19 protein-coding genes, 1 other RNA gene and 1 riboswitch are annotated in these 18163 nt (G+C 69.3%); of the genes, 10 read left to right on the forward strand and 10 right to left on the reverse strand.

The annotated features are described in order from the left end of the window. The 5 genes from AAHB16_RS21620 to AAHB16_RS21640 all read right to left on the reverse strand — a co-directional run bounded on the left by AAHB16_RS21620 (position 1) and on the right by AAHB16_RS21640 (position 2533). Complete coding sequence (locus AAHB16_RS21620) at positions 1-702, reverse strand: SIMPL domain-containing protein (RefSeq protein ID WP_150370876.1); 702 nt, start codon at positions 700-702, stop codon at positions 1-3. A 100-nt stretch (positions 703-802) separates the two neighbouring features. Further along, on the reverse strand, positions 803-1243 hold the full coding sequence (locus tag AAHB16_RS21625) for an EVE domain-containing protein (RefSeq protein WP_150373692.1): 441 nt from the start codon (positions 1241-1243) through the stop codon (positions 803-805). A 101-nt stretch (positions 1244-1344) separates the two neighbouring features. Beyond that, a non-coding RNA gene (ssrS, locus tag AAHB16_RS21630) (6S RNA) lies at positions 1345-1561 on the reverse strand. A gap of 307 nt (positions 1562-1868) precedes the next feature. Beyond that, entirely contained in the window at positions 1869-2198 is a 330-nt protein-coding gene (locus AAHB16_RS21635) for a cell division protein ZapA (protein ID WP_150370877.1), read from the reverse strand. Beyond that, entirely contained in the window at positions 2195-2533 is a 339-nt protein-coding gene (locus AAHB16_RS21640) for a hypothetical protein (RefSeq protein ID WP_150370878.1), read from the reverse strand. Before AAHB16_RS21640 ends, AAHB16_RS21635 begins: the two co-directional genes overlap by 4 nt. A 206-nt stretch (positions 2534-2739) precedes the next feature. Then, positions 2740-2989, forward strand: a riboswitch (cobalamin riboswitch). Between the two features lie 127 nt (positions 2990-3116). On the opposite strand from AAHB16_RS21640, the gene AAHB16_RS21645 reads away from it, so the two are divergent. Genes AAHB16_RS21645 through cobC form a run of 7 tightly spaced genes read left to right on the forward strand, consistent with a single transcriptional unit; the run spans position 3117 to position 10020 of the window. After that, positions 3117-4994 (forward strand): TonB-dependent receptor plug domain-containing protein, encoded by a 1878-nt coding sequence (locus AAHB16_RS21645; RefSeq protein ID WP_342051928.1) that lies wholly within the window; start codon positions 3117-3119, stop codon positions 4992-4994. 9 nt (positions 4995-5003) lie between these two features. Then, a complete protein-coding gene (locus tag AAHB16_RS21650) occupies positions 5004-6011 on the forward strand; it encodes a FecCD family ABC transporter permease (protein ID WP_150370880.1) in 1008 nt (335 codons plus the stop codon). Further along, on the forward strand, positions 6008-6835 hold the full coding sequence (locus AAHB16_RS21655) for an ABC transporter ATP-binding protein (RefSeq protein WP_342051929.1): 828 nt from the start codon (positions 6008-6010) through the stop codon (positions 6833-6835). Before AAHB16_RS21650 ends, AAHB16_RS21655 begins: the two co-directional genes overlap by 4 nt. Beyond that, the gene (gene cobO, locus AAHB16_RS21660) at positions 6822-7454 is read left to right on the forward strand and encodes a cob(I)yrinic acid a,c-diamide adenosyltransferase (RefSeq protein WP_150370882.1); all 633 of its coding nucleotides are present in this window, start codon (positions 6822-6824) and stop codon (positions 7452-7454) included. Before AAHB16_RS21655 ends, cobO begins: the two co-directional genes overlap by 14 nt. A gap of 22 nt (positions 7455-7476) precedes the next feature. Then, a complete protein-coding gene (gene cobT / locus AAHB16_RS21665) occupies positions 7477-8544 on the forward strand; it encodes a nicotinate-nucleotide--dimethylbenzimidazole phosphoribosyltransferase (RefSeq protein WP_342051930.1) in 1068 nt (355 codons plus the stop codon). Between the two features lie 22 nt (positions 8545-8566). After that, positions 8567-9403, forward strand: coding sequence for an adenosylcobinamide-GDP ribazoletransferase (locus AAHB16_RS21670; RefSeq protein ID WP_342051931.1), 837 nt, complete (start codon positions 8567-8569; stop codon positions 9401-9403). Continuing rightward, positions 9388-10020, forward strand: a complete 633-nt coding sequence (cobC, locus tag AAHB16_RS21675) for an alpha-ribazole phosphatase family protein (RefSeq protein WP_342051932.1) — start codon at positions 9388-9390, stop codon at positions 10018-10020. The genes AAHB16_RS21670 and cobC overlap by 16 nt, the downstream gene beginning before the upstream one ends. Before the next feature lie 34 nt (positions 10021-10054). On the opposite strand, the gene AAHB16_RS21680 is transcribed toward cobC, so the two are convergent. The 4 genes from AAHB16_RS21680 to cobU all read right to left on the reverse strand — a co-directional run bounded on the left by AAHB16_RS21680 (position 10055) and on the right by cobU (position 14211). Then, the gene (locus tag AAHB16_RS21680; protein WP_150373693.1) at positions 10055-10915 is read right to left on the reverse strand and encodes a cobalamin-binding protein; all 861 of its coding nucleotides are present in this window, start codon (positions 10913-10915) and stop codon (positions 10055-10057) included. Positions 10916-11105: 190 nt separating this feature from the next. Next, on the reverse strand, positions 11106-12119 hold the full coding sequence (gene cobD, locus AAHB16_RS21685) for a threonine-phosphate decarboxylase CobD (protein ID WP_342051933.1): 1014 nt from the start codon (positions 12117-12119) through the stop codon (positions 11106-11108). Positions 12120-12546: 427 nt separating this feature from the next. Continuing rightward, the gene (locus AAHB16_RS21690; RefSeq protein ID WP_342051934.1) at positions 12547-13512 is read right to left on the reverse strand and encodes a CobD/CbiB family cobalamin biosynthesis protein; all 966 of its coding nucleotides are present in this window, start codon (positions 13510-13512) and stop codon (positions 12547-12549) included. A gap of 6 nt (positions 13513-13518) precedes the next feature. Next, on the reverse strand, positions 13519-14211 hold the full coding sequence (cobU, locus tag AAHB16_RS21695) for a bifunctional adenosylcobinamide kinase/adenosylcobinamide-phosphate guanylyltransferase (protein WP_150370888.1): 693 nt from the start codon (positions 14209-14211) through the stop codon (positions 13519-13521). Positions 14212-14373: 162 nt separating this feature from the next. On the opposite strand from cobU, the gene AAHB16_RS21700 reads away from it, so the two are divergent. Beyond that, positions 14374-15852: a cobyric acid synthase gene (locus tag AAHB16_RS21700; protein WP_342051939.1), complete on the forward strand. Its 1479-nt coding sequence runs from the start codon at positions 14374-14376 to the stop codon at positions 15850-15852. Positions 15853-15954: 102 nt separating this feature from the next. Further along, on the forward strand, positions 15955-16623 hold the full coding sequence (locus tag AAHB16_RS21705; protein ID WP_150370889.1) for a ParA family protein: 669 nt from the start codon (positions 15955-15957) through the stop codon (positions 16621-16623). On the opposite strand, the gene AAHB16_RS21710 is transcribed toward AAHB16_RS21705, so the two are convergent. Then, a complete protein-coding gene (locus tag AAHB16_RS21710) occupies positions 16620-17189 on the reverse strand; it encodes a GNAT family N-acetyltransferase (protein WP_150370890.1) in 570 nt (189 codons plus the stop codon). The genes AAHB16_RS21705 and AAHB16_RS21710 overlap by 4 nt on opposite strands. Positions 17190-17323: 134 nt before the next feature. On the opposite strand from AAHB16_RS21710, the gene AAHB16_RS21715 reads away from it, so the two are divergent. Then, on the forward strand, positions 17324-18163 hold an 840-nt coding region (locus AAHB16_RS21715), incomplete at its 3' end, for a PepSY-associated TM helix domain-containing protein (protein WP_342051935.1).

Below are 18163 nucleotides of genomic sequence, written 5' to 3' on the forward strand. Positions count from 1 at the left end.
TTACTTCAGCATCTGCACGGAGCCGTTCACGGACACCGTGACCTGTGCCTTGCCGCCTTCGACGGGCACGGGCACCGCCGCATCGGCGGACATCGCCTTGGCCGCGTACATGCGCGGCATCGGCGGCATCACGCCGCCGGACTCGTTTACCGACACTTCCCGGATCGTATAGCTGCCGTAGCCGAACAGCTTCGTGGTCTGCTGCGCCTTGTCGCGGAACGAGGCCACGGCCTCTTCGGCGAGCTTGCTTTCGGCGGCCAGGCGCGCCTCGCGCGACAGCGAGAACGCGATGTTCTGCACCTGCATCTGGCTGGCGAGGTCACCGGCGAGCTTCGATACCGCGGCAAAGTCGCGCGACTTGAGGACGACCTCCGAGCGGCCGCGCCACGTGCTGATGCGGCCGTTGCGATCGGTGGTCGGCTGGATCGTGAAGCCGCCCGACTGCGCTTCCACGCCCGAGACGCGCTTGGCCTGCGCCAGTACCGCGGTGGTCTTTGCCGACAGCGCCGACGAGATTGCGCCCGGTTCCGCGCCTTCCTGCTCGGCGGCGAGCGTGACCTGCACGATATCGGTGGGTACTTCCGTCACGGCCTGCGCGGCGAGCGACAGCACGCCCGCGGGCGGCGGCACCGTTTGCGCGGAGACGCCCGTGGACGCGAGCGCGGCAGTACCCAGCAGCGTGGCGGCAAGCATGTTCTTCATATTGTTCTCCCGTTCAAATGTGGTGGCATTCAGACGCACTGGCGCGCGCTTCGTTCCGTAGGACGGGACTCGAGCGCGGGCGACAGTGTTTCCAGATGTATCACTTCATGAGTTTTTCGGTGATGAAGCGCCATTCGGCCGGCGTCACCGGCGTGATGGACAGGCGATTGCCGCGGCGAAGCACGACCATGTCCGCGAGCGCGTCGTACTCGCGCAACGCGGGCAGCGCGATCAGCGGCGTCTTCTTCACGAAGCGCACGTCAACGAGAGACCAGCGCGGGTCTTCCTGCTTCGATGCCTTGTCGTAGTAGTCGCTCTTTGCGTCGAACTGGGTCGGGTCGGGGTAGGGGGCCGAGCAGACCTCGGCCAGTCCCGCGATGCCGGGCTCGGGGCAGGACGAGTGGTAGAACAGCACGCCGTCGCCGAGGCGCATCTGGTCGCGCATGAAGTTGCGCGCCTGGTAGTTGCGGACGCCGGTCCAGGGCAGCGTGCCCTTGGCGGCGAGGTCGTCGATGCTGGCTTCGTCGGGTTCCGACTTCATGAGCCAGTACTGGCGGGCGCGAGTGGTCACGTGAGCGGTCACGTCAGGGATGCGGAAAAGGAAAAAGGCAGTGGTTTCGTGAAAAACCACCGCCTTTTTTGGGGGTCCCCGCCTCGGCCGCTAGATCGGCATCCTGAACCCAAGTGAGGTTCAGAGTGGCTGCGGAAGTCGTATTTCGGGTACATCACCCACTCAGGGAGTCCAGGCTTGGCCCAGACTATGAATGCGGCGACGCGCTCGCCCACACGACATGATCCCGCACCATGCAATGCATATCGGTTCAAGGAATTATGACCTTCACGAACCAGGCAGGGAAACTGTCAAACGTCTGACTTTCGACAAATCTATCGTATGTCAGACGTTTGCCGTTTCTTCAAAGGATGGGATGAGAACGGCGGCCCGGCACGGTAACCTGGCCATTTTCTGCTCCCTGCATTCACTTCGCTGACCGCGTCGTGGCTGCGTCGAACAGTGGCTCCACTATACACCGCGCTGCGGGCCATACCAAGTCCGTCCTGCCGTATGGTTACATTTTCCGCGGCGCAGTACACCCAACCACACTCGGGATATCGGTACGGCGCGATGAACTTCAAGGCTCACATGCCAGAAAAATTCAGCGTGCCGGTCAGCGCGAATCCGTGCCGACATGCGCGTATTGCCGCAATGCTTCGTCCGCGCGTTCGTTGAGTTCGCGAATACGCGCGCGCACCGCATCGACCGGTATCGTGCCATCCTCGTCCTGCTTGCGACGCAGGGCGAGCAGGTCCGACGCGATGCTGATCGCGGCCATCACCGCGACGCGCTCGACACCCTTCGCGGCCACGTTGCCCTTGAGCTTGTTCATCTGCGCATCGACGAGCGCAACGGCTTCCAGCAGCGCCGCTTCGTTGTCGGGCGCGATGGCGAACCGGTACGGCTGGCCGGCGATGGTGAGTTCCACTTGCTTGTTGCTCATGCATGTTCTCCGGGAGCCCGTTGTGTGCCTGGCGTGCCTGCCGTGCCCGCGGTGGCCGTCGCGCCGCCGTCGCCGAGCAGATCGAGCTGGCGCGCGTCGCTGGCGGTCGGCAGCTTGTCCAGGATCGACTGGATGCGCAGCTGCGCTTCCTCGATCTTGATATTGAGCAGTTCGCGATCGGCGGCCATGGCCTCGCGCTCGCCGCGCAGCTGGCTCGCTTCGTTCTGCAGGCGGTCGATCTCCGCGCGCAGCCGCTGGTTCTCGGCCGCCAGCGTGTCCGCGTGATGGAGTACGCGCCCGATCTTGGCAGCCAGTTGTTCAAGTTCAGTGAGCATAGTTGCCTGAGGTCCGGTTTTGAAGTCGGCGATTTTTTGCGTCGGTGTTCCGGATTCTAGCCGAATGGTGGACGCATTCCACCTGCGATGCCACGTCGGCCAAGCCGGGTCTGACCGGCATCGCGCGCGGAAGTTGCATCGGATGCGGGGGAAATGCCAGTTAACGGCACGCATCGTGCCGCATTGACGCCATCTGTGAAACTCCCTACACTCGCGCACGTTCCAGGTGCTCGCCCGGCCGATTCATGCGTCCGGGCAGTTCAACGGGAAACAGGGAGCCAGCGCCGGCAGCAAGCCGGAGCCAGCCAACCTGTGCTGCCCCCGCAACGGTAAGCGACCGCGAACATGCCATATGTTCGCAGGGCTGTCCGGAAGCCACTGCATGCGCCATGCATGCGGGAAGGCGGCCGGCCTGATGTCGTCAGCCCGGATACCGGCCTGAACGCGGGCGCGCGCGCAAGTGCCGCCACTTCGCCAAACGGTCCGCGGGGGAACGGGCCTGGCACATCCACATCCCATCCTAGAAATGCGTGTATCGCTTCAACGGACCGCCGCGGCTCCCATGCCCAAGGTACGTCCATCCATGGCCGCCTGCAGGGGCGCGCTGATCTCCCTCGCCACCCTGAGCGCGACGGCCGCGCATGCGCAGGCCAGCGACGGCGGCGCTTCGCGCCAGCTCGATCCCATCGTCGTGACCGCTTCGCGCACCGCGCAGGCCGTCTCCGACGCGCTGCCCCATACCACGGTCGTGACGCAGGAAGACATCGTCAACTCGCAGGCGCCCGACCTGCGCAGCCTGCTGCGCAATCAGGCCGGCGTCGAGTTCGCGACCAACGGGGGCCTTGGCGCCAATACCACGCTGTTCATGCGCGGCGCCAATTCGAACCAGGTACTGATCCTGATCGACGGCGTGCGCGTCGCGGGCGTCAGCGGCGGCACCGCGCAGCTTGCCAATATCCTGCCGGACCAGATCGACCATATCGAGGTCGTGCGCGGCAACGTATCGGCGCTGTACGGCTCCGACGCCATCGGCGGCGTGGTGCAGATCTTCACCAAGAGCGGCGCGGGCCAGGCCCCCGCCGGCAACGCGTCGGTGGAGTACGGCACCTACAAGACGCGGCAGGCTACCGCCGGTTACGGCGGACAGATCGGCGACACGTCGTTCAACGTGACGGGCTCGATCATCAAGTCCGACGGATTCTCGTCGATCAACGTCGATCAGTGGCGCCGCGACAATCCGCGCGTGCCGACCACGCGCGGGCCGAATCCGAACGACAACCCGTACGAGAACCGGAGCGTGTCGGGCCAGCTGCGGCACAAGTTCAGCGCGGACTGGGACGCGGGCGTGGCCGCCTATTATTCGAACAGCCAGCTCTCGTACGACAGCTCGAGCTCGACCGGCCGCTCGACCGACGACCTGCGCATGGACAGCGAGCTCTACACGCTGTCCGCATTCGTCAACGGCCGGGTCACGCGGGACTGGACCACGCACGTCAAGGTGGCGCAGAGCCAGGACCGCAGCGAGGGCACGAAGAACGGGCTGTTCGACAGCCTCTTCAACACGCGCACGCGCCAGGTCAACTGGCAGAACGAATACGCGCTGACGGCCGGGCACAAGCTGCTGTTCGGCACCGATTACCTGCAGCAGACGCTGGCCTCGAGCGCGTACGGCGCGCCGTCGCGCAACGTGTTCTCGGTGTACGGCGGCTATGAAGGCCGGATCGGCCGCAACCAGATCCAGCTGAACGTCCGGAACGACCATTACTCGGACTTCGGCAATCAGGCGAGCGGTTTCGCGGGGTATGGCTTCAACGTGACCGAGGCGCTCAAGCTGATCGCCAATGTCAGCAACGCGTTCCGCGCGCCGACGTTCAACGAGCTGTACTACCCCGGTTTCGGCCAGCCGAACCTGAGCCCCGAGCGCGCGAAGTCGGCCGAGGTCGGCGTGCAGTACGACACCGAGCAGACGGGCCTGCTGCGCGTAACGGCGTTCGAGACGCGCTACGACAACCTGATCGTCTCCACGGCGGTGGGCGGCGGCCTGTTCCTCGCGCAGAACGTCAACAGCGCGAAGGTGCAGGGCGTGGAAGCATCGTGGCGCGCCACGGTGTGGGGCACGGACCTCGGCGCGGCGGTGACGTTCCAGAATCCGACCGACGAGACCAACCACACGCAGCTCGTGCGCCGCGCGCGCCGGCACGCCTCGCTGGACGTGGGCCGCAATATCGGCCCCGTGCGGCTGGGCGGCGAATGGCTCGTGTCGTCGGCGCGGCTCGACAACGGCTCGCGCACGCTCGGCGGATACGGTATCGTGAACCTCACTGCCCGCTACAACATCACCAAGGAATGGTTCGTCGCCGCCCGCGTGGAAAACCTGTTCGACAAGAACTACCAGCTCGCGTATCCGTACAACACGCAGGGCAGGGCGGGCTACATCACGCTCGGCTGGCGGCAGAAGTGACGGGGCGCCATGGCTGAGTTCCGGCGCGCGCTCGCGATCTGGCTGGCCCTCGCCATGGCGGGGCTCGGCGTGTTCGCGCTCTCGCTGGCGCTCGGCAGCGTGCCGCTCGACGCGGCGCAGCTGTGGGCCGCGCTGACGGGCGCGGACAGCGGGACGGCCGGAGCGATCGTGCGGGAGCTGCGGCTGCCGCGCGCGATGGCCGCGTTCGCCTGCGGCGGGCTGCTCGCGCTCTCGGGCGCGCTGATGCAGGTGCTGCTGCGCAATCCGCTCGCCGAGCCGTACGTGCTCGGCGTATCGGGTGGCGCGGCCACCGGCGCGCTGCTGGCGATGCTGACGATGGCGCCGCTGTGGAGCGTGCAGGCCGGCGCGGCCGGCGGCGCGCTGTGCTCGATGGTGCTGGTGGCGACGCTCGCGCGGCGCGACCTCCTGCATCCGCAGGTACAGGGCGGGCATCACGAGGCCGGCGCGCGCCTGCTGCTCACGGGCGTGATCATCGCCGCGGGCTGGGGCGCGCTGATCACGCTGATTCTTGCCGTGGCGCCCGAGTCCCGGCTGCGCGGCATGCTGTTCTGGCTGACGGGCGATCTCGGCGGGACCGCGAGCTACGCCGCCGCGCTGGGCACGCTCCTGGTGTCCATGGCCGTGGTGATGCCGATGGCGCGCTCGCTCAACGTGATGCTGCTGGGCGAGACCGTGGCGCAGGCGCTGGGCGTGCACGTGGGCCGCGTGCGGGGCATCACGTTCCTGGTGGCGTCGTTCGCGATTGCCGCGGCGATCACGACCGCGGGGTCGATCGGCTTCGTCGGCCTCGTCGTGCCGCATCTGGTGCGGCTGGCGTGGGGCAACGACCAGCGCTTTCTGCTGCCGGCCGCGGTGTTGCTGGGCGGAACGCTGCTGATGGCCGCCGATCTGATCGCGCGGACGGTGATCGCGCCCGCGCAGTTGCCGGTGGGCGTCATCACCGCGCTGCTGGGCGTGCCGACTTTCCTCTATCTGCTGTTGCGGAGGCCACGATGAGCCCGTCTGCCGACTGGATGCTGCCGCGTGCCGAATGTCCGCGCCTCGTGCTGGACGATATCCGGCTGCGCGCGGGCGCGCGCGTGCTCGTCGATGGGCTGGGCCTGACCGTCGGCGCGGGCGAACTGTGGGTCGTGGTCGGACCCAACGGCGTGGGCAAGTCCACGCTGATGGGCGTGCTGGCCGGCCTGCGTGCCGCGGACGGGGGCGAGGCGCGGCTCGACGACGTGCCGCTCGCGCGCATCGCGCCGCCCGCGCTCGCGCTGCGGCGCGCCTATCTGCCGCAGGCGATCCACGACACGTTCTCGATGTCCGTAACGGACGCGGTACGCGTCGGCCGGCATCCGCACCTCTCCGGATGGGGCTGGAGCGGGCGCGACGACGATACGATCGTGGCCGATGCGATGACCGCGCTGGACCTCGAAGGTTTTGCCGCGCGCGACGTCATGACGCTCTCCGGCGGTGAACGCCAGCGCGTGGCGCTCGCCGCGACGCTCGCGCAGCAGGCGCCGCTGCTGCTGCTCGACGAACCGGTGGCGCATCTGGACCTGCGCCATCAGATTCTGGTGCTCGATCTTCTGACGCGCCTCGTGCGCGCGGGCCGCCATGCGGCGGTGGTGATCGTGCACGACCTCAATCTTGCGCGCCGCTACGCGACCCATGCGCTGCTGATGGCCGAGGACGGCCATGCGCTGCATGGGCCCGCCGGCGACGTGCTTACGCCCGAACGGTGCTCGCGCGCGCTGCGCACGCCGATCATCAGTGTCACCGATGGCACGCAATGGGCGCTGATTCCCGATGGAACCCGACATGACGACCGATAACGAGAGCAACATCCCCGACGATGGCCGCGACGAGCGGCACAAGGCGCGCATGGAGCGCAAGAAGGAAGTGGTCGATCAGAAGATCGCGTCCGCGCAGATCGAGCGCGGCGTGATCGTGATCACCACGGGCAACGGCAAGGGCAAGTCGAGCTCGGGCTTCGGCATGGTGGTGCGCGCGATGGGCCACGGCATGAAGACGGCCGTGGTGCAGTTCATCAAGGGCGCGATTCCGAGCGGCGAGGAACAGTTCCTGCGGCGCTTTCCGGACGAATGCGCGTTCCACGTGATGGGCGAGGGCTATACGTGGGAGACACAGGACCGCTCGCGCGACGTGGCGAAGGCGGAGGCCGCCTGGGAAGTCGCGCGCGGACTGCTGTCCGACCCGTCGGTCGCACTCGTATTGCTCGACGAGCTGAACATCGCGCTCAAGCTCCATTACCTCGACGTGGACCGCGTGATCGCCGACCTGCGCGCGCGGCCGCCGATGCAGCATGTGGTGATCACGGGCCGGGGCGCGCCGCAGGCGCTGATCGATGCCGCCGATACGGTCACCGACATGACGCTGGTCAAGCACGCGTTCAAGGCGGGCGTGAAGGCGCAGCGCGGCGTGGAGATGTAGAAACGATTTACAGTTACGGAATATGCTCACTTCCCTGTCCGACTATTCGCTTCCGCTGCCGCCGATCGACGCGCCCGACGCCGCGCTGCGTCCCGTGCTGCAGGCCGCCATCGACGACAAGACCAAGCCGCTCGGCGCGCTGGGACGGCTGGAGGCCCTGGCATTGCGCATCGGCATGGTGCTCGGCACCACGAAGCCCGAACTGAAGCGTCCCGCGGTCATCGTGTTCGCGGGCGACCATGGCGTGGCCGATGCGGGCGTCAGCGCCTATCCGGCCGAGGTCACCGCGCAGATGGTGCTGAACTTCCTCGGCGGTGGCGCGGCGATCAATGTGTTTTCGCGACTGCACGGCATGACGCTCGAGGTCGTCGATGCGGGCGTGCGCACGCCGCTGCCGGCGTCGCCGGGGCTCGTGAACTGCCGCATCGCCGATGGCACGCGGAATTTTCTTGAAGGCCCGGCGATGACGCCGGAGCAGGCCGTGGCCGCGCTCAATGCCGGTATCGCGCGCGTGCTGCGGCATGCGCAGCAGGGCACCAACGTGATCGGCTTCGGCGAGATGGGGATTGCCAATACGTCCGCCGCCGCCTGCGTGATGAGCCGGCTGACGGGGCTGCCCATCGAGTCGTGCACGGGACGTGGCACGGGGCTCGACGATGCGGGGCTCGCGCACAAACGCGAGGTGCTGTCGCGCGCGCTGGCGCTGCATGCGGACGCCACGGCGCCGCTCGATGTGCTGGCCGCGTTCGGCGGTTTCGAGATCGCGATGATGACCGGTGCGTTCCTGGCCGCGGCCGCCAGCCGGATGGTGATCCTCGTCGATGGATTCATCGCGAGCGCCGCATTGCTCGTGGCCGCGCGCATCGCGCCGGCCGTGCTCGATTACTGCGTGTTCTCGCACTGTTCGCACGAGCAGGGACATCGCGCGCTGCTGGCCGAGTTCCAGGCCGAACCCGTGCTGGCGCTGGACCTGCGCCTTGGCGAAGGGACGGGGGCCGCGCTGGCGTGGCCGCTCGTCAATGCGGCCGCGGCGTTCCTGCGCGAGATGGCGACGTTCAGCGGCGCGGGCGTCAGCACCGCGAGCGCCTGAACGCCGACCACGGAGGACACCCATGCGCGTGGCCGACGAACTCCGCTTCTTCCTGACGGCGCTCGGCTACTTCACGCGCGTGCCGCTGCCGGCCGCGCTGGCGCGCTGGGTGGGCTTCACGCCGGAGCACCTCAATGCGGCCGCGCGCTACTTTCCGCTCGTGGGCCTGCTGGTCGGCCTTGCCGGCGCGGTGGCGACGTGGGCCGCCGCGCATCTGTGGTCGCCTTCGGTGGCGGTGCTGGTCGGCATGGCGGCGACGTTGCTGCTGACGGGCGCGTTTCACGAGGATGGGCTTGCCGATTGCGTCGATGCGTTCGGCGGCGGCTACACGCGCGAGGACGTGCTGCGCATCATGCACGATTCGCGCGTGGGCGCGTTCGGTGCGATCGCGGTGGTCATCGCGCTGCTGCTCAAGTGGCAGTTGCTGCTGCAGATCGGCACCACGGGCGGACTGGCCGTGCTCGTCGCGACGATCGTGGCGGCGCATGGCGCCAGCCGCGCGATGGCCATCACCTACCTGTCCACGCATGACTACGTGCGCGACGAGGGCAAGGCGCGTCCGGTCGCGCAGCGGCTGCGCGGCGCGGGACTGGTGTTCGCGCTGCTGTGCGGCGCGGCGCCGCTGGTGTGGATGTCGTTCGATTCCCTTCCCGTGGCGGCGGGCGGTAACGGCGTGGGCGTCGGTGCGGGACTGGCGTTCGCGCTGGTCGCCGTGCTTGCGCTGACGTTGCTGCGGCTGGCGCTGGGGGCGTACTTCGTGCGGCGCATCGGCGGCTATACGGGCGATTGCCTCGGCTTTGCGCAGCAGCTTGCGGAGCTGGTCGTGTACTTCGTGGCGGCTGCATGGACCTGGTACTGATCCGGCATGCGCGGCCGGCACTGCCGGCCGGCCAGTCATCGGTTTGCTATGGGCGGCTCGATCTGCCGCTGGCCGCGCCGTGTTCGCCCACGGCGGCGCAGATGGCGGGGCCGTTGCTGGCCTATCCGCCCGCGCGCATCGTCACGAGCCCTGCCATGCGTGCCAGGGACACGGCCGCGCTGTTGGCGCAGATGCAGGCGCAGATGCAGGCTCAGATGCAGGCGCGGTCGTTGACGGCGCCGGTGCCATGCCAGATCGAACCGCGCCTGCAGGAGCTCGATTTCGGCGCGTGGGAAGGACAGCCGTGGGACGCCATCGCGCGCGCGGACCTCGATGCATGGGCGGCCGATCTGATGGGCGCGCGGCCGCATGGCGGCGAAAGCGCGGCGCAGGTCATGGCGCGCGTGAGCGAATGGGCTGGCGATGCCGAGACCGCCGACGACGCTTGCTGGTGGGTCGTGGCCCACGCGGGGCCGATTCGCATGCTAGCCGCGCACTGGCTGGGCGTGCCGCTGGCGCAAACGCTGCAATGGTCGCTTGGCTTCGGCGCATCCTGTTGCCTGCGGCTGCAGGCGCCGCAGGCGCAGCTGGTCTGGTGGAACCGTACCGTCGATTGATGCGACTGGTTTGATGCGACTGGATTGACGCGGTCTAGCGTGGCCGCCGCGAACGCGCGATATCGAGATTCTTGCAGATTTCCTCGGCGCCCCTGACCACGCGCGGGCCCGCGCGATTGACGAGGTCGCCGTCGATGATGAACAGGTTGTTGCGCGCGACGGCAGTGACCTGCTTCCATTTCTCCCACATCGTGAAGTCCGCGAGCGGCCGGTCGGGCCGCGTCGCGCCCATGCCCGCGGTGAGCATGGCTTCGGGATTGCCCGCGACCACCGCTTCGGTCGAGACGGTGGGCACGAGCGGCGTCTCGTTCGCGAACAGATTGCGGCCGCCGCAGAGCGCGAGCATGTCGCTGATCAGGTGCTGGCCATTGAGCGTCATCAGCGGCTGCTGCCAGACCTGATAGAACACCGTGACGGGCGGGCGCGAGGCGTAGGTCTTGCGCAGCGTATCGATCTGCTGGCGGAAGTCCGTGGCCGCGCGGTTGGCCACCGTGCTCGTGCCCATCAGCGTGCCGAGCTTCTCCAGATTCTCGGGAATCGAATCGAGCCGGCGCGGTTCGCTGAAGAACAGCGGCATGCCCAGCGCGCGCAGCCGGTCGGTCTGCTTCTGCGCGTTGCCGTGCCGCCAGACGACGATCAGGTCCGGCTTGAGCGCGGCGATCCGTTCGAGGTCCAGCGCCTTGTTGTCGCCGACGCGCGGCAGGTCTTTCGCTTCGGGTGGGTAGTCGCTGTAGCTCACGGTGCCGACGATGCGGTCGCCGCCGCCTGCCGCGTACAGCAGCTCGGTGACATGCGGGGCGAGCGAGACGATGCGGCGTGCGGGCTGGGCGAGCGTGACGGTCTGGCCGGCATCGTCGATGACGGAGACCGCGGCGTGCGCGGGCGCGGCTGTCATGCATGCGCACAGCAGCGCGGGGGCCCACAGGGCGAATGGGGGGCGGGCAGGGTTCATGGTGCGAAAGCGCAGAGTGGCGGTCATCGGGCGGTCATCGGGCGATCATCGGGCGATCATCGGGCGGACGCGTGGCGACAAGGCCGGCAGGGTGAGCGTGGGGCATGAGGCGGTTGCGCGAAGGGCCTGCGTGTCAGCTGCCCAGCGCATGGTCGAGGCGTTGCCACGCCTCTTCGCGGTCCGGGGGCAGGCCGAAGCGCAGGCTCGCGGGGCAATCGCCGGCCGCGTCGAACAGCCGCGTCCAGATGCCCGCTTGCGCGAGGGTGTCGTGCAGCGCGGGGGCGTCGGTATCGGGGACCCAGCAGAACAGCGGCTGCATGATCGCGGAGAAGCCGTGGCAGCGCAGCAGCATCGCGAGCCGTTCGCCTTGTTGCGCGAGGCGCAGGCGCGTGCTGGCCTGCCACGCGCGGTTGGTCAGCGCGTGCCGGGCGATGACGCGGGCGGGGCCCGAGACCGTCCAGTGGCCGAGGGCCTCTCGCAAGGGGTCCAGCACCGCGGGTTCCGCGAGCACGAAGCCGCAGCGTACGCCGGCCAGTCCGTAGAACTTGCCGAGCGATCGCAGCACGACGAGGCCGGGCAGATGCGCGCTCGCGGCGAGCGATTGCGTGGGATTGCAGTCGATGAACGCTTCGTCGAGCATCAGCGTGCCGCCGCGTGATGCCAGTTCGGCGTGCCACGCCGCGAGCGTGGCGGCGGATACGAGCCGGCCCGTGGGGTTGTTGGGGTTGACGACGACGAGGTGGTCGAGCGGGTGTGTCAGATCGGTCCGCGCGAAGTCGGCTTCGCTCAGCGGCACGACGGTGTGGCCCGCGCGCGCGAAGGCCGGTGCGTATTCGCTGTAGCCGAGCGCGGCGATGCCGACGCGGCCGGGTCTGAGCAGCGTGGGCAGGGTGCGGATGGCGGCCTGCGAGCCGGCCACGGGCAGCGCCCGGACGGTGCCGTACGCCAGCGCGGCGGCCTCGGCGAGGCCGTCGTCGTCCTGCGGCAGGCGCTGCCAGGCGTCGGCGGGCAGCGGGGGCACGGGATAGCCGTCGGGGTTGATGCCCGTGGAAAGGTCGAGCCAGTCGCCGGGGCTGCGGCCATACCGCCGCGCGGCCGCGAGCAGGTCGCCGCCATGGCGGATGGGGGGGGTGGGCGGGTGACTCATGCGGGTGGCGTGCGGGCTGCGCGCGAGGCGGCGCGGATATAGGCTTGCCGCGCGGACGGTAGGGCGACGGTCCGGTCGCCGCGTCCGCGCGAGAGCGGGAGGGCGGCGTGCTGCCCTGCTCGGCGGCCGATGTGTCGACGTGCAAGGGGGAAGGCGGTCATGCGGCGCCTCCGGGCAGGGCGAGGGGCAGGACGGTCATGCGGCGCCTCCGTGCGGGGCGAGTGGGAGGTGCGTTCAAGCGGGGGCTCCCAGCAGGGCGACGGTCCGGTCGCCGCGTCCGCGCGAGAGCGGGAGGGCGGCGTGCTGCCCTGCTCGGCGGCCGATGTGTCGACGTGCAAGGGGCAAGGCGGTCATGCGGGGCCTCCGGGCAGGGCGAGGGGCAGGACGGTCATGCGGGGCCTCCGGGCAGGGCGAGTGGGCGGTGCGTTCAAGCGGGGGCTCCCAGCAGGGCGACGGGCACGGTGGCCGCGGCCAGTGCCAGCCATAGCCACAGCGTGCGCCGCACGAGCTGCAGGCACGCGCGCACGTGCCGCGCGTCAGGCGCGTCGCCATGGCCCAGTGGCGGGCGGACTTCCCATTCGCCGTGGTACCGCGCGCCGCCCCCCAGCGCCACACCCACCGCGCCCGCGCCGGCGGCCATGACCGGCCCGGCGTTCGGGCTCGACCATGCGCGCGCCTGCGTGCGCCAGCATCGTAGCGCGGGCAGCGTCTTGCCCAGCAGCGCATAAGACAGCGCCGTCAGCCGCGCGGGCAGCAGGTTGAGCGCATCGTCGATGCGCGCCGCGGCCCAGCCGAAATGCAACAGCCGGGGCGTGCGGTAACCCCACATCGCATCGAGCGTATTCGCAAGCCGGAACGCGATGACCGCCGGCGCCCCGCCGACAAGGAACCAGAACAGCGCGCCGAACACCGCGTCGTTGCCGTTCTCCAGCGCGGACTCGCAGGCCGCGCGCGCCAGCGCTTCGGCATCCGCGTCGGCCGTATCGCGCGACACGATTCGCGCGGTCAGCATGCGGGCCGCGGGCAGGTCGTTCCGCGCCAGCGCATCGGCGATCGGCGCGATATGTTCGGTCAGGCTGCGCGCGCCCAGCGCGAAGTACAACGCCACGGCATGCAGTGCCCACGCAAGCCATGGCGCGGACACGGCGACCTCGCGCAGCAAGCCCCATGCAAGCGCCACCGGAACGAGCACGAGCGCGGCCCACGCGCAGACACCGATCGCGCGCTGGATCCATTTGGTACGGGACGGGCGATTGAAACGGCGCTCGCAGGCGGACGCCATGTTGCCGAAGCCGACCAGCGGATGCCAGCGGCGTAGCTCGCCAAAAAAGCGGTCCAGCAGCACGCCGGCCAGCGCGGCGGCCACCGTGGCCGCCCAGGACAGCATGACCATACGACGTCAGCCTTTCACGTTCACCGGGAGGCCCGCGACGATCAGGCGCACGTGGTCGGCCGCCGCGGCGAGCTTCTGGTTCAGGCGGCCGAGCTCATCGACGTAGAAACGCGTGATCGCACCGGTCGGCACGACGCCGAAGCCGATCTCGTTGGTGACGAGGATCACGTGCCCGGGCGTGGTGGGCAGCGCCGCGAGCAGCGCGTCGATTTCCTCGGTGAACGCGGGCGGCGGCGTAATCACGCCGTGCTCGGGGTACGAGCGGTTCTCGTCGAAGATCAGGTTGTTGAGCCACAGCGTGACGCAGTCCACGAGGATGCAGCCGCCGTGGCGCGCATTGGCATAGATGGCGTCGGCCAGGCGCACCGGCTCCTCGACGAGCGCCCAGTCGGCGGGACGCCGCGCGCGATGGAGCGCGATGCGCAGTTCCATTTCCTCGTCGGGCGGATCGGCATCGTGCCGCGCGGTGGCGATATACGTCACGGGCCCGCCGGTGACCGTCGCGTGATCGGTCGCGAGCTGCTCCGCGAAGTGGCTCTTGCCCGAGCGCGCGCCGCCGATCACGAGCGTGAGCTCGCGCGGCGCGCTGCCGCTTGCGGCCTCCAGCGGCGCGGTGGCGACGACGGGCTCGCTCGCCGCGGCGGTGGCGGGGGCGTCGGGCGTGACGGTGGAGGAGATGCCGAGGGCCTTGGTGTCCATCCGGCGTATTGTAGCGGTCGCATCGCGCACTCGCATGCATGGATATTGCAGACGCACGGCGATGGGGCTCCCGGCCTTCCGCCCTGCGATAATCGGCCCATGACCGCCCACAGCCCCATTCCCGTCCTCCCCTATCCCGCAGGTGACTTGCATGGCACCCTGATGATCCAGGGCACGACCTCCGACGCCGGTAAAAGCACGGTCGTCGCAGGGCTCTGCCGCGTGCTCGCGCGCGCCGGCGTCGCGGTCGCGCCGTTCAAGCCGCAGAACATGGCGCTCAACAGCGCCGTGACCGTCGATGGCGGCGAGATCGGGCGGGCGCAGGCATTGCAGGCGCAGGCCGCGCGCATCGCCCCGCATACGGACATGAACCCCGTGCTGCTGAAGCCGAGCAGCGATATCGGCGCGCAGGTCATCATCCATGGCCGTGCGCGCATGGACCTCGATGCGCGCGCCTATCACGCCTACAAGCCCACGGCCATGGCGGCCGTGCTGGAGAGCCATGCGCGCCTGCGCGCGGCTTATGGCGTGGTGATGGTCGAAGGCGCGGGCAGTCCCGCGGAGATCAACCTGCGCGCGCGCGACATCGCCAACATGGGGTTTGCCGAGCGCGTCGATTGCCCCGTGGTCCTCGTGGCCGATATCGATCGCGGCGGCGTGTTCGCGCATCTGCTGGGCACGCTGGACTGCCTGTCCGAGAGCGAACGCGCGCGCGTCACCGGGTTCATCATCAACCGGTTCCGCGGCGATGTCGCGCTGCTGCAGCCGGGCCTGGACTGGCTGACCGAACGCACCGGCAAGCCAGTGTTCGGCGTGCTGCCGTACCTGCACGGCCTGCACCTCGACGCCGAGGACGCGGTGGTGGCCACGCAGGGCGCCAAGCACGGCGCGCCCGAGACGCTGCTGCGCGTGATCGTGCCCGTGCTGCCGCGCATCTCCAACCATACGGACTTCGACGCGTTGCGTGCGCATCCGGGCGTGGATCTGCGATTTATCGGCCCGGGCATGCCCATTCCGCCCGCGGACCTCGTGATCCTGCCCGGCAGCAAGAGCGTGCGCGCGGACCTCGCGTTCCTGCGCGCGAACGGCTGGACGCAGGCGCTCGCGCGCCATCTGCGCTACGGCGGCAAGCTCATCGGCATCTGCGGCGGCATGCAGATGCTGGGCCGGCGCGTGCACGACCCCGATGGGCGCGAAGGGCCGGCCGGCACGAGCGATGGCCTCGGGCTGCTCGATTTCGACACCACGCTCGCCCCAGAGAAGCAACTGCGGCAAGTGAGCGGCCACCTTTCTCTGGAGAACGGCAGCGCGCCGGTCAGGGGCTATGAGATCCACCTTGGGGTGACCGAGGGACCGGCGCTCGCGCGCCCCGCGCTGTGGCTGGCCGATGCGGGCCGCCGGCCCGATGGCGCGGTGTCCGACGACGATCAGGTGTTGGCCACGTATGTGCATGGGCTGTTCGACGACCCCGCCGCGTGCGGCGCGCTGCTGCGCTGGGCCGGACTGGGCGGCGCGCAGGGCGTGGACCTCGACGCGCTGCGCGAGGCGTCGATCGACCGGCTCGCGGACAGCATGGCCACGCATCTGGACCTGCGCGCGATGCTCGCGCCCCTGGCCGCTGTGTCGGCGAGCCCACGATAAGGGTACGGAAGGGGCACGAAAGCCGCGGCGATCCCGCTACACTAGCGCGTGGCCCGCACAGGCCGCATGCATGGCAGCACTCTCGGACGATGGAGGACATTCATGCCGGTAGTCGTGATCGCCAATCCCAAGGGCGGTGTGGGCAAGACCACGCTGGCGACGAATCTCGCCGGTTACTTCGCGAGCCAGGGGCATGCGGTGATGCTCGGCGATACCGACCGCCAGCAATCGTCGCGCGCATGGCTCGGGTTTCGGCCAGCCTCGGCCCCGCCCATCCGCAGCTGGGACATCGACGCCGACCATATCGCGCGTCCGCCGAAGGGCACCACCCATGTGGTGCTCGACACCCCGGCCGGCCTCCATGGCTGGCGCTTCAACGACATCATGAAACTCGCGCACCGCGTCGTGGTGCCGCTGCAGCCGTCGATGTTCGATATCCTCGCCACGCAGGACTTCCTCGCCAGACTGGCCGACGACCGGCGTGTGCGGCATGGCGAGGCGAGCGTCGGCGTCATCGGCATGCGCGTGGATATCCGCACGCGCGCGGCGGAGCAACTGCAGCGGTTCGTCGAAGGGGTGGGCCTGCCGGTGCTCGGGTATCTGCGCGATACGCAGAACTACGTCCAGCTGGCCGCGCACGGGCTCACGCTCTGGGACGTCGCCCCCTCGCGCGTGGCGCGCGACCGCGAGCAGTGGCAGCCCGTCGTGCAGTGGCTGGCGACCGGAAAGGTCCCCGCGCCGGCGGACGCCGTGCCCGCGCCCGCGGCTTAACCGCGCTTCCCCGCCGTCAGCCGCGCCAGCAGCGCCTCGGGTTCCTGCCATGTCACGCGCCGCACCGGCATCATGTGGTCGGTGCCGGGGAACGGGTCCTCGAACACGGGCGCTTCCTCGCCGCCCAGCGCGCGATAGAACTTCCGGGCCTGCGTATTGCCGTCGAGCACATACAGGAACAGCGGCTTGCCCGGCCATTGCTCGACGACGCGGCGCACGCAATGGGCCATCAGCAGCTTGCCGTAGCCGCCGCCATGATAAGCGGGCATGACGTGGAGGTTGTCGAGGTAGATACCGTAGCCGGGCTCGGCCAGCGGCATCAGGCAGCAGAACCCCGCTGGCTCGCCATCGACGCGCAGGATCGTGACTTCGATCGGCGCCTCCGCGCCTTCGAGCATGCGCGCGCGCCAGGTGGCCAGCCGCTCGGCGGGCGCGTGGGATTCCAGATAGGTGGCCGGGATCAGGCCTGCATAGGCGTGGCGCCAGCTGTCGCTGTGGAGGCGGGCCAGCAGGTCGGCATCCGCGGGCAGGGCGGGGTCGAGGGTGATTCGGTGTGACGTGGACATGGTATGCGTAAGTCAATCGGCGCCGCGCGCATCATACGGTACTGCTAGAATCGCGAATCCTTCGCATTTGCATTCTGAATTGCCGCTACCCGGCATCCTACGCTCACCACGTTCCGCCCATCGCCTTCGCCCCCATGGTTTCCGGTCGCCTGCGCACAGTTCTCATCAAGGTTCACCTGTATATCGGCCTGTCGTTCGGGCTGCTGTTCGTCCTCCTGGGCCTGACGGGCACCGCCATCGCCTGGCGCGACGAGCTCGATGCCGCGCTCAATCCGGAGCTGCTGGTGTCTTCCGCGCCCGCACGCATCCCCGTGGGCGGCCCATCGATTGATGCAATCTATCGAAAACTGTCCGCCGATCCGCATTACGGGCGTCCCAATACGCTGATGCTGCCGATGCACGAGGATGGCGTGTTCATCGCCGCCTATCCGATCAAGGGGCCGGCAGCCAGCCCGGGCCGGTCGCGCCAGGTCATGATCGACCCGATCACGCTCGAGGTGAAGGGCGAACGGTTATGGGGCGTGCCGGGGCTGTCGCGCGCGCAGCTGCTGCCGACGCTGTTCCACCTGCATCGCTATCTGCTGACGGGCGACACCGGCAAGACCATTATCGGCATGACCGGCATGGTGATCCTGATCTCGGTGATCGTCGGTCTGGCGCTGTGGTGGCCCAAGATGAACAAGCGCTCGTGGCTGCAGTCGGTCCGCATCACCCACGGCGGCTCGTGGTCGCGCTTCAATTTCTCGCTGCACCGCGCCGGCGGGCTGTTCATTGCGCCGGTGATGCTGGTCAGCGCGTTCTCGGGCTGGTATCTGAACCTGCCGAAGTGGGTCACGCCGCTGATCTCGAGCGTGATGACCGTGTCGCCGCCCGTGAAGCACCAGTCGGGCCCGGCCGCGCCCGGGGGCGCGCCGCGGTGGGCGGGGCGGGGCGGGGGGGGCGCCCCGCGGCGGGCGCCGGCGGGCGCGGGGGGG

The organism is Cupriavidus sp. OTU4054, assembly GCF_038440175.1.
GTDB classification, from domain to species: Bacteria; Pseudomonadota; Gammaproteobacteria; order Burkholderiales; family Burkholderiaceae; genus Cupriavidus; species Cupriavidus pauculus_D.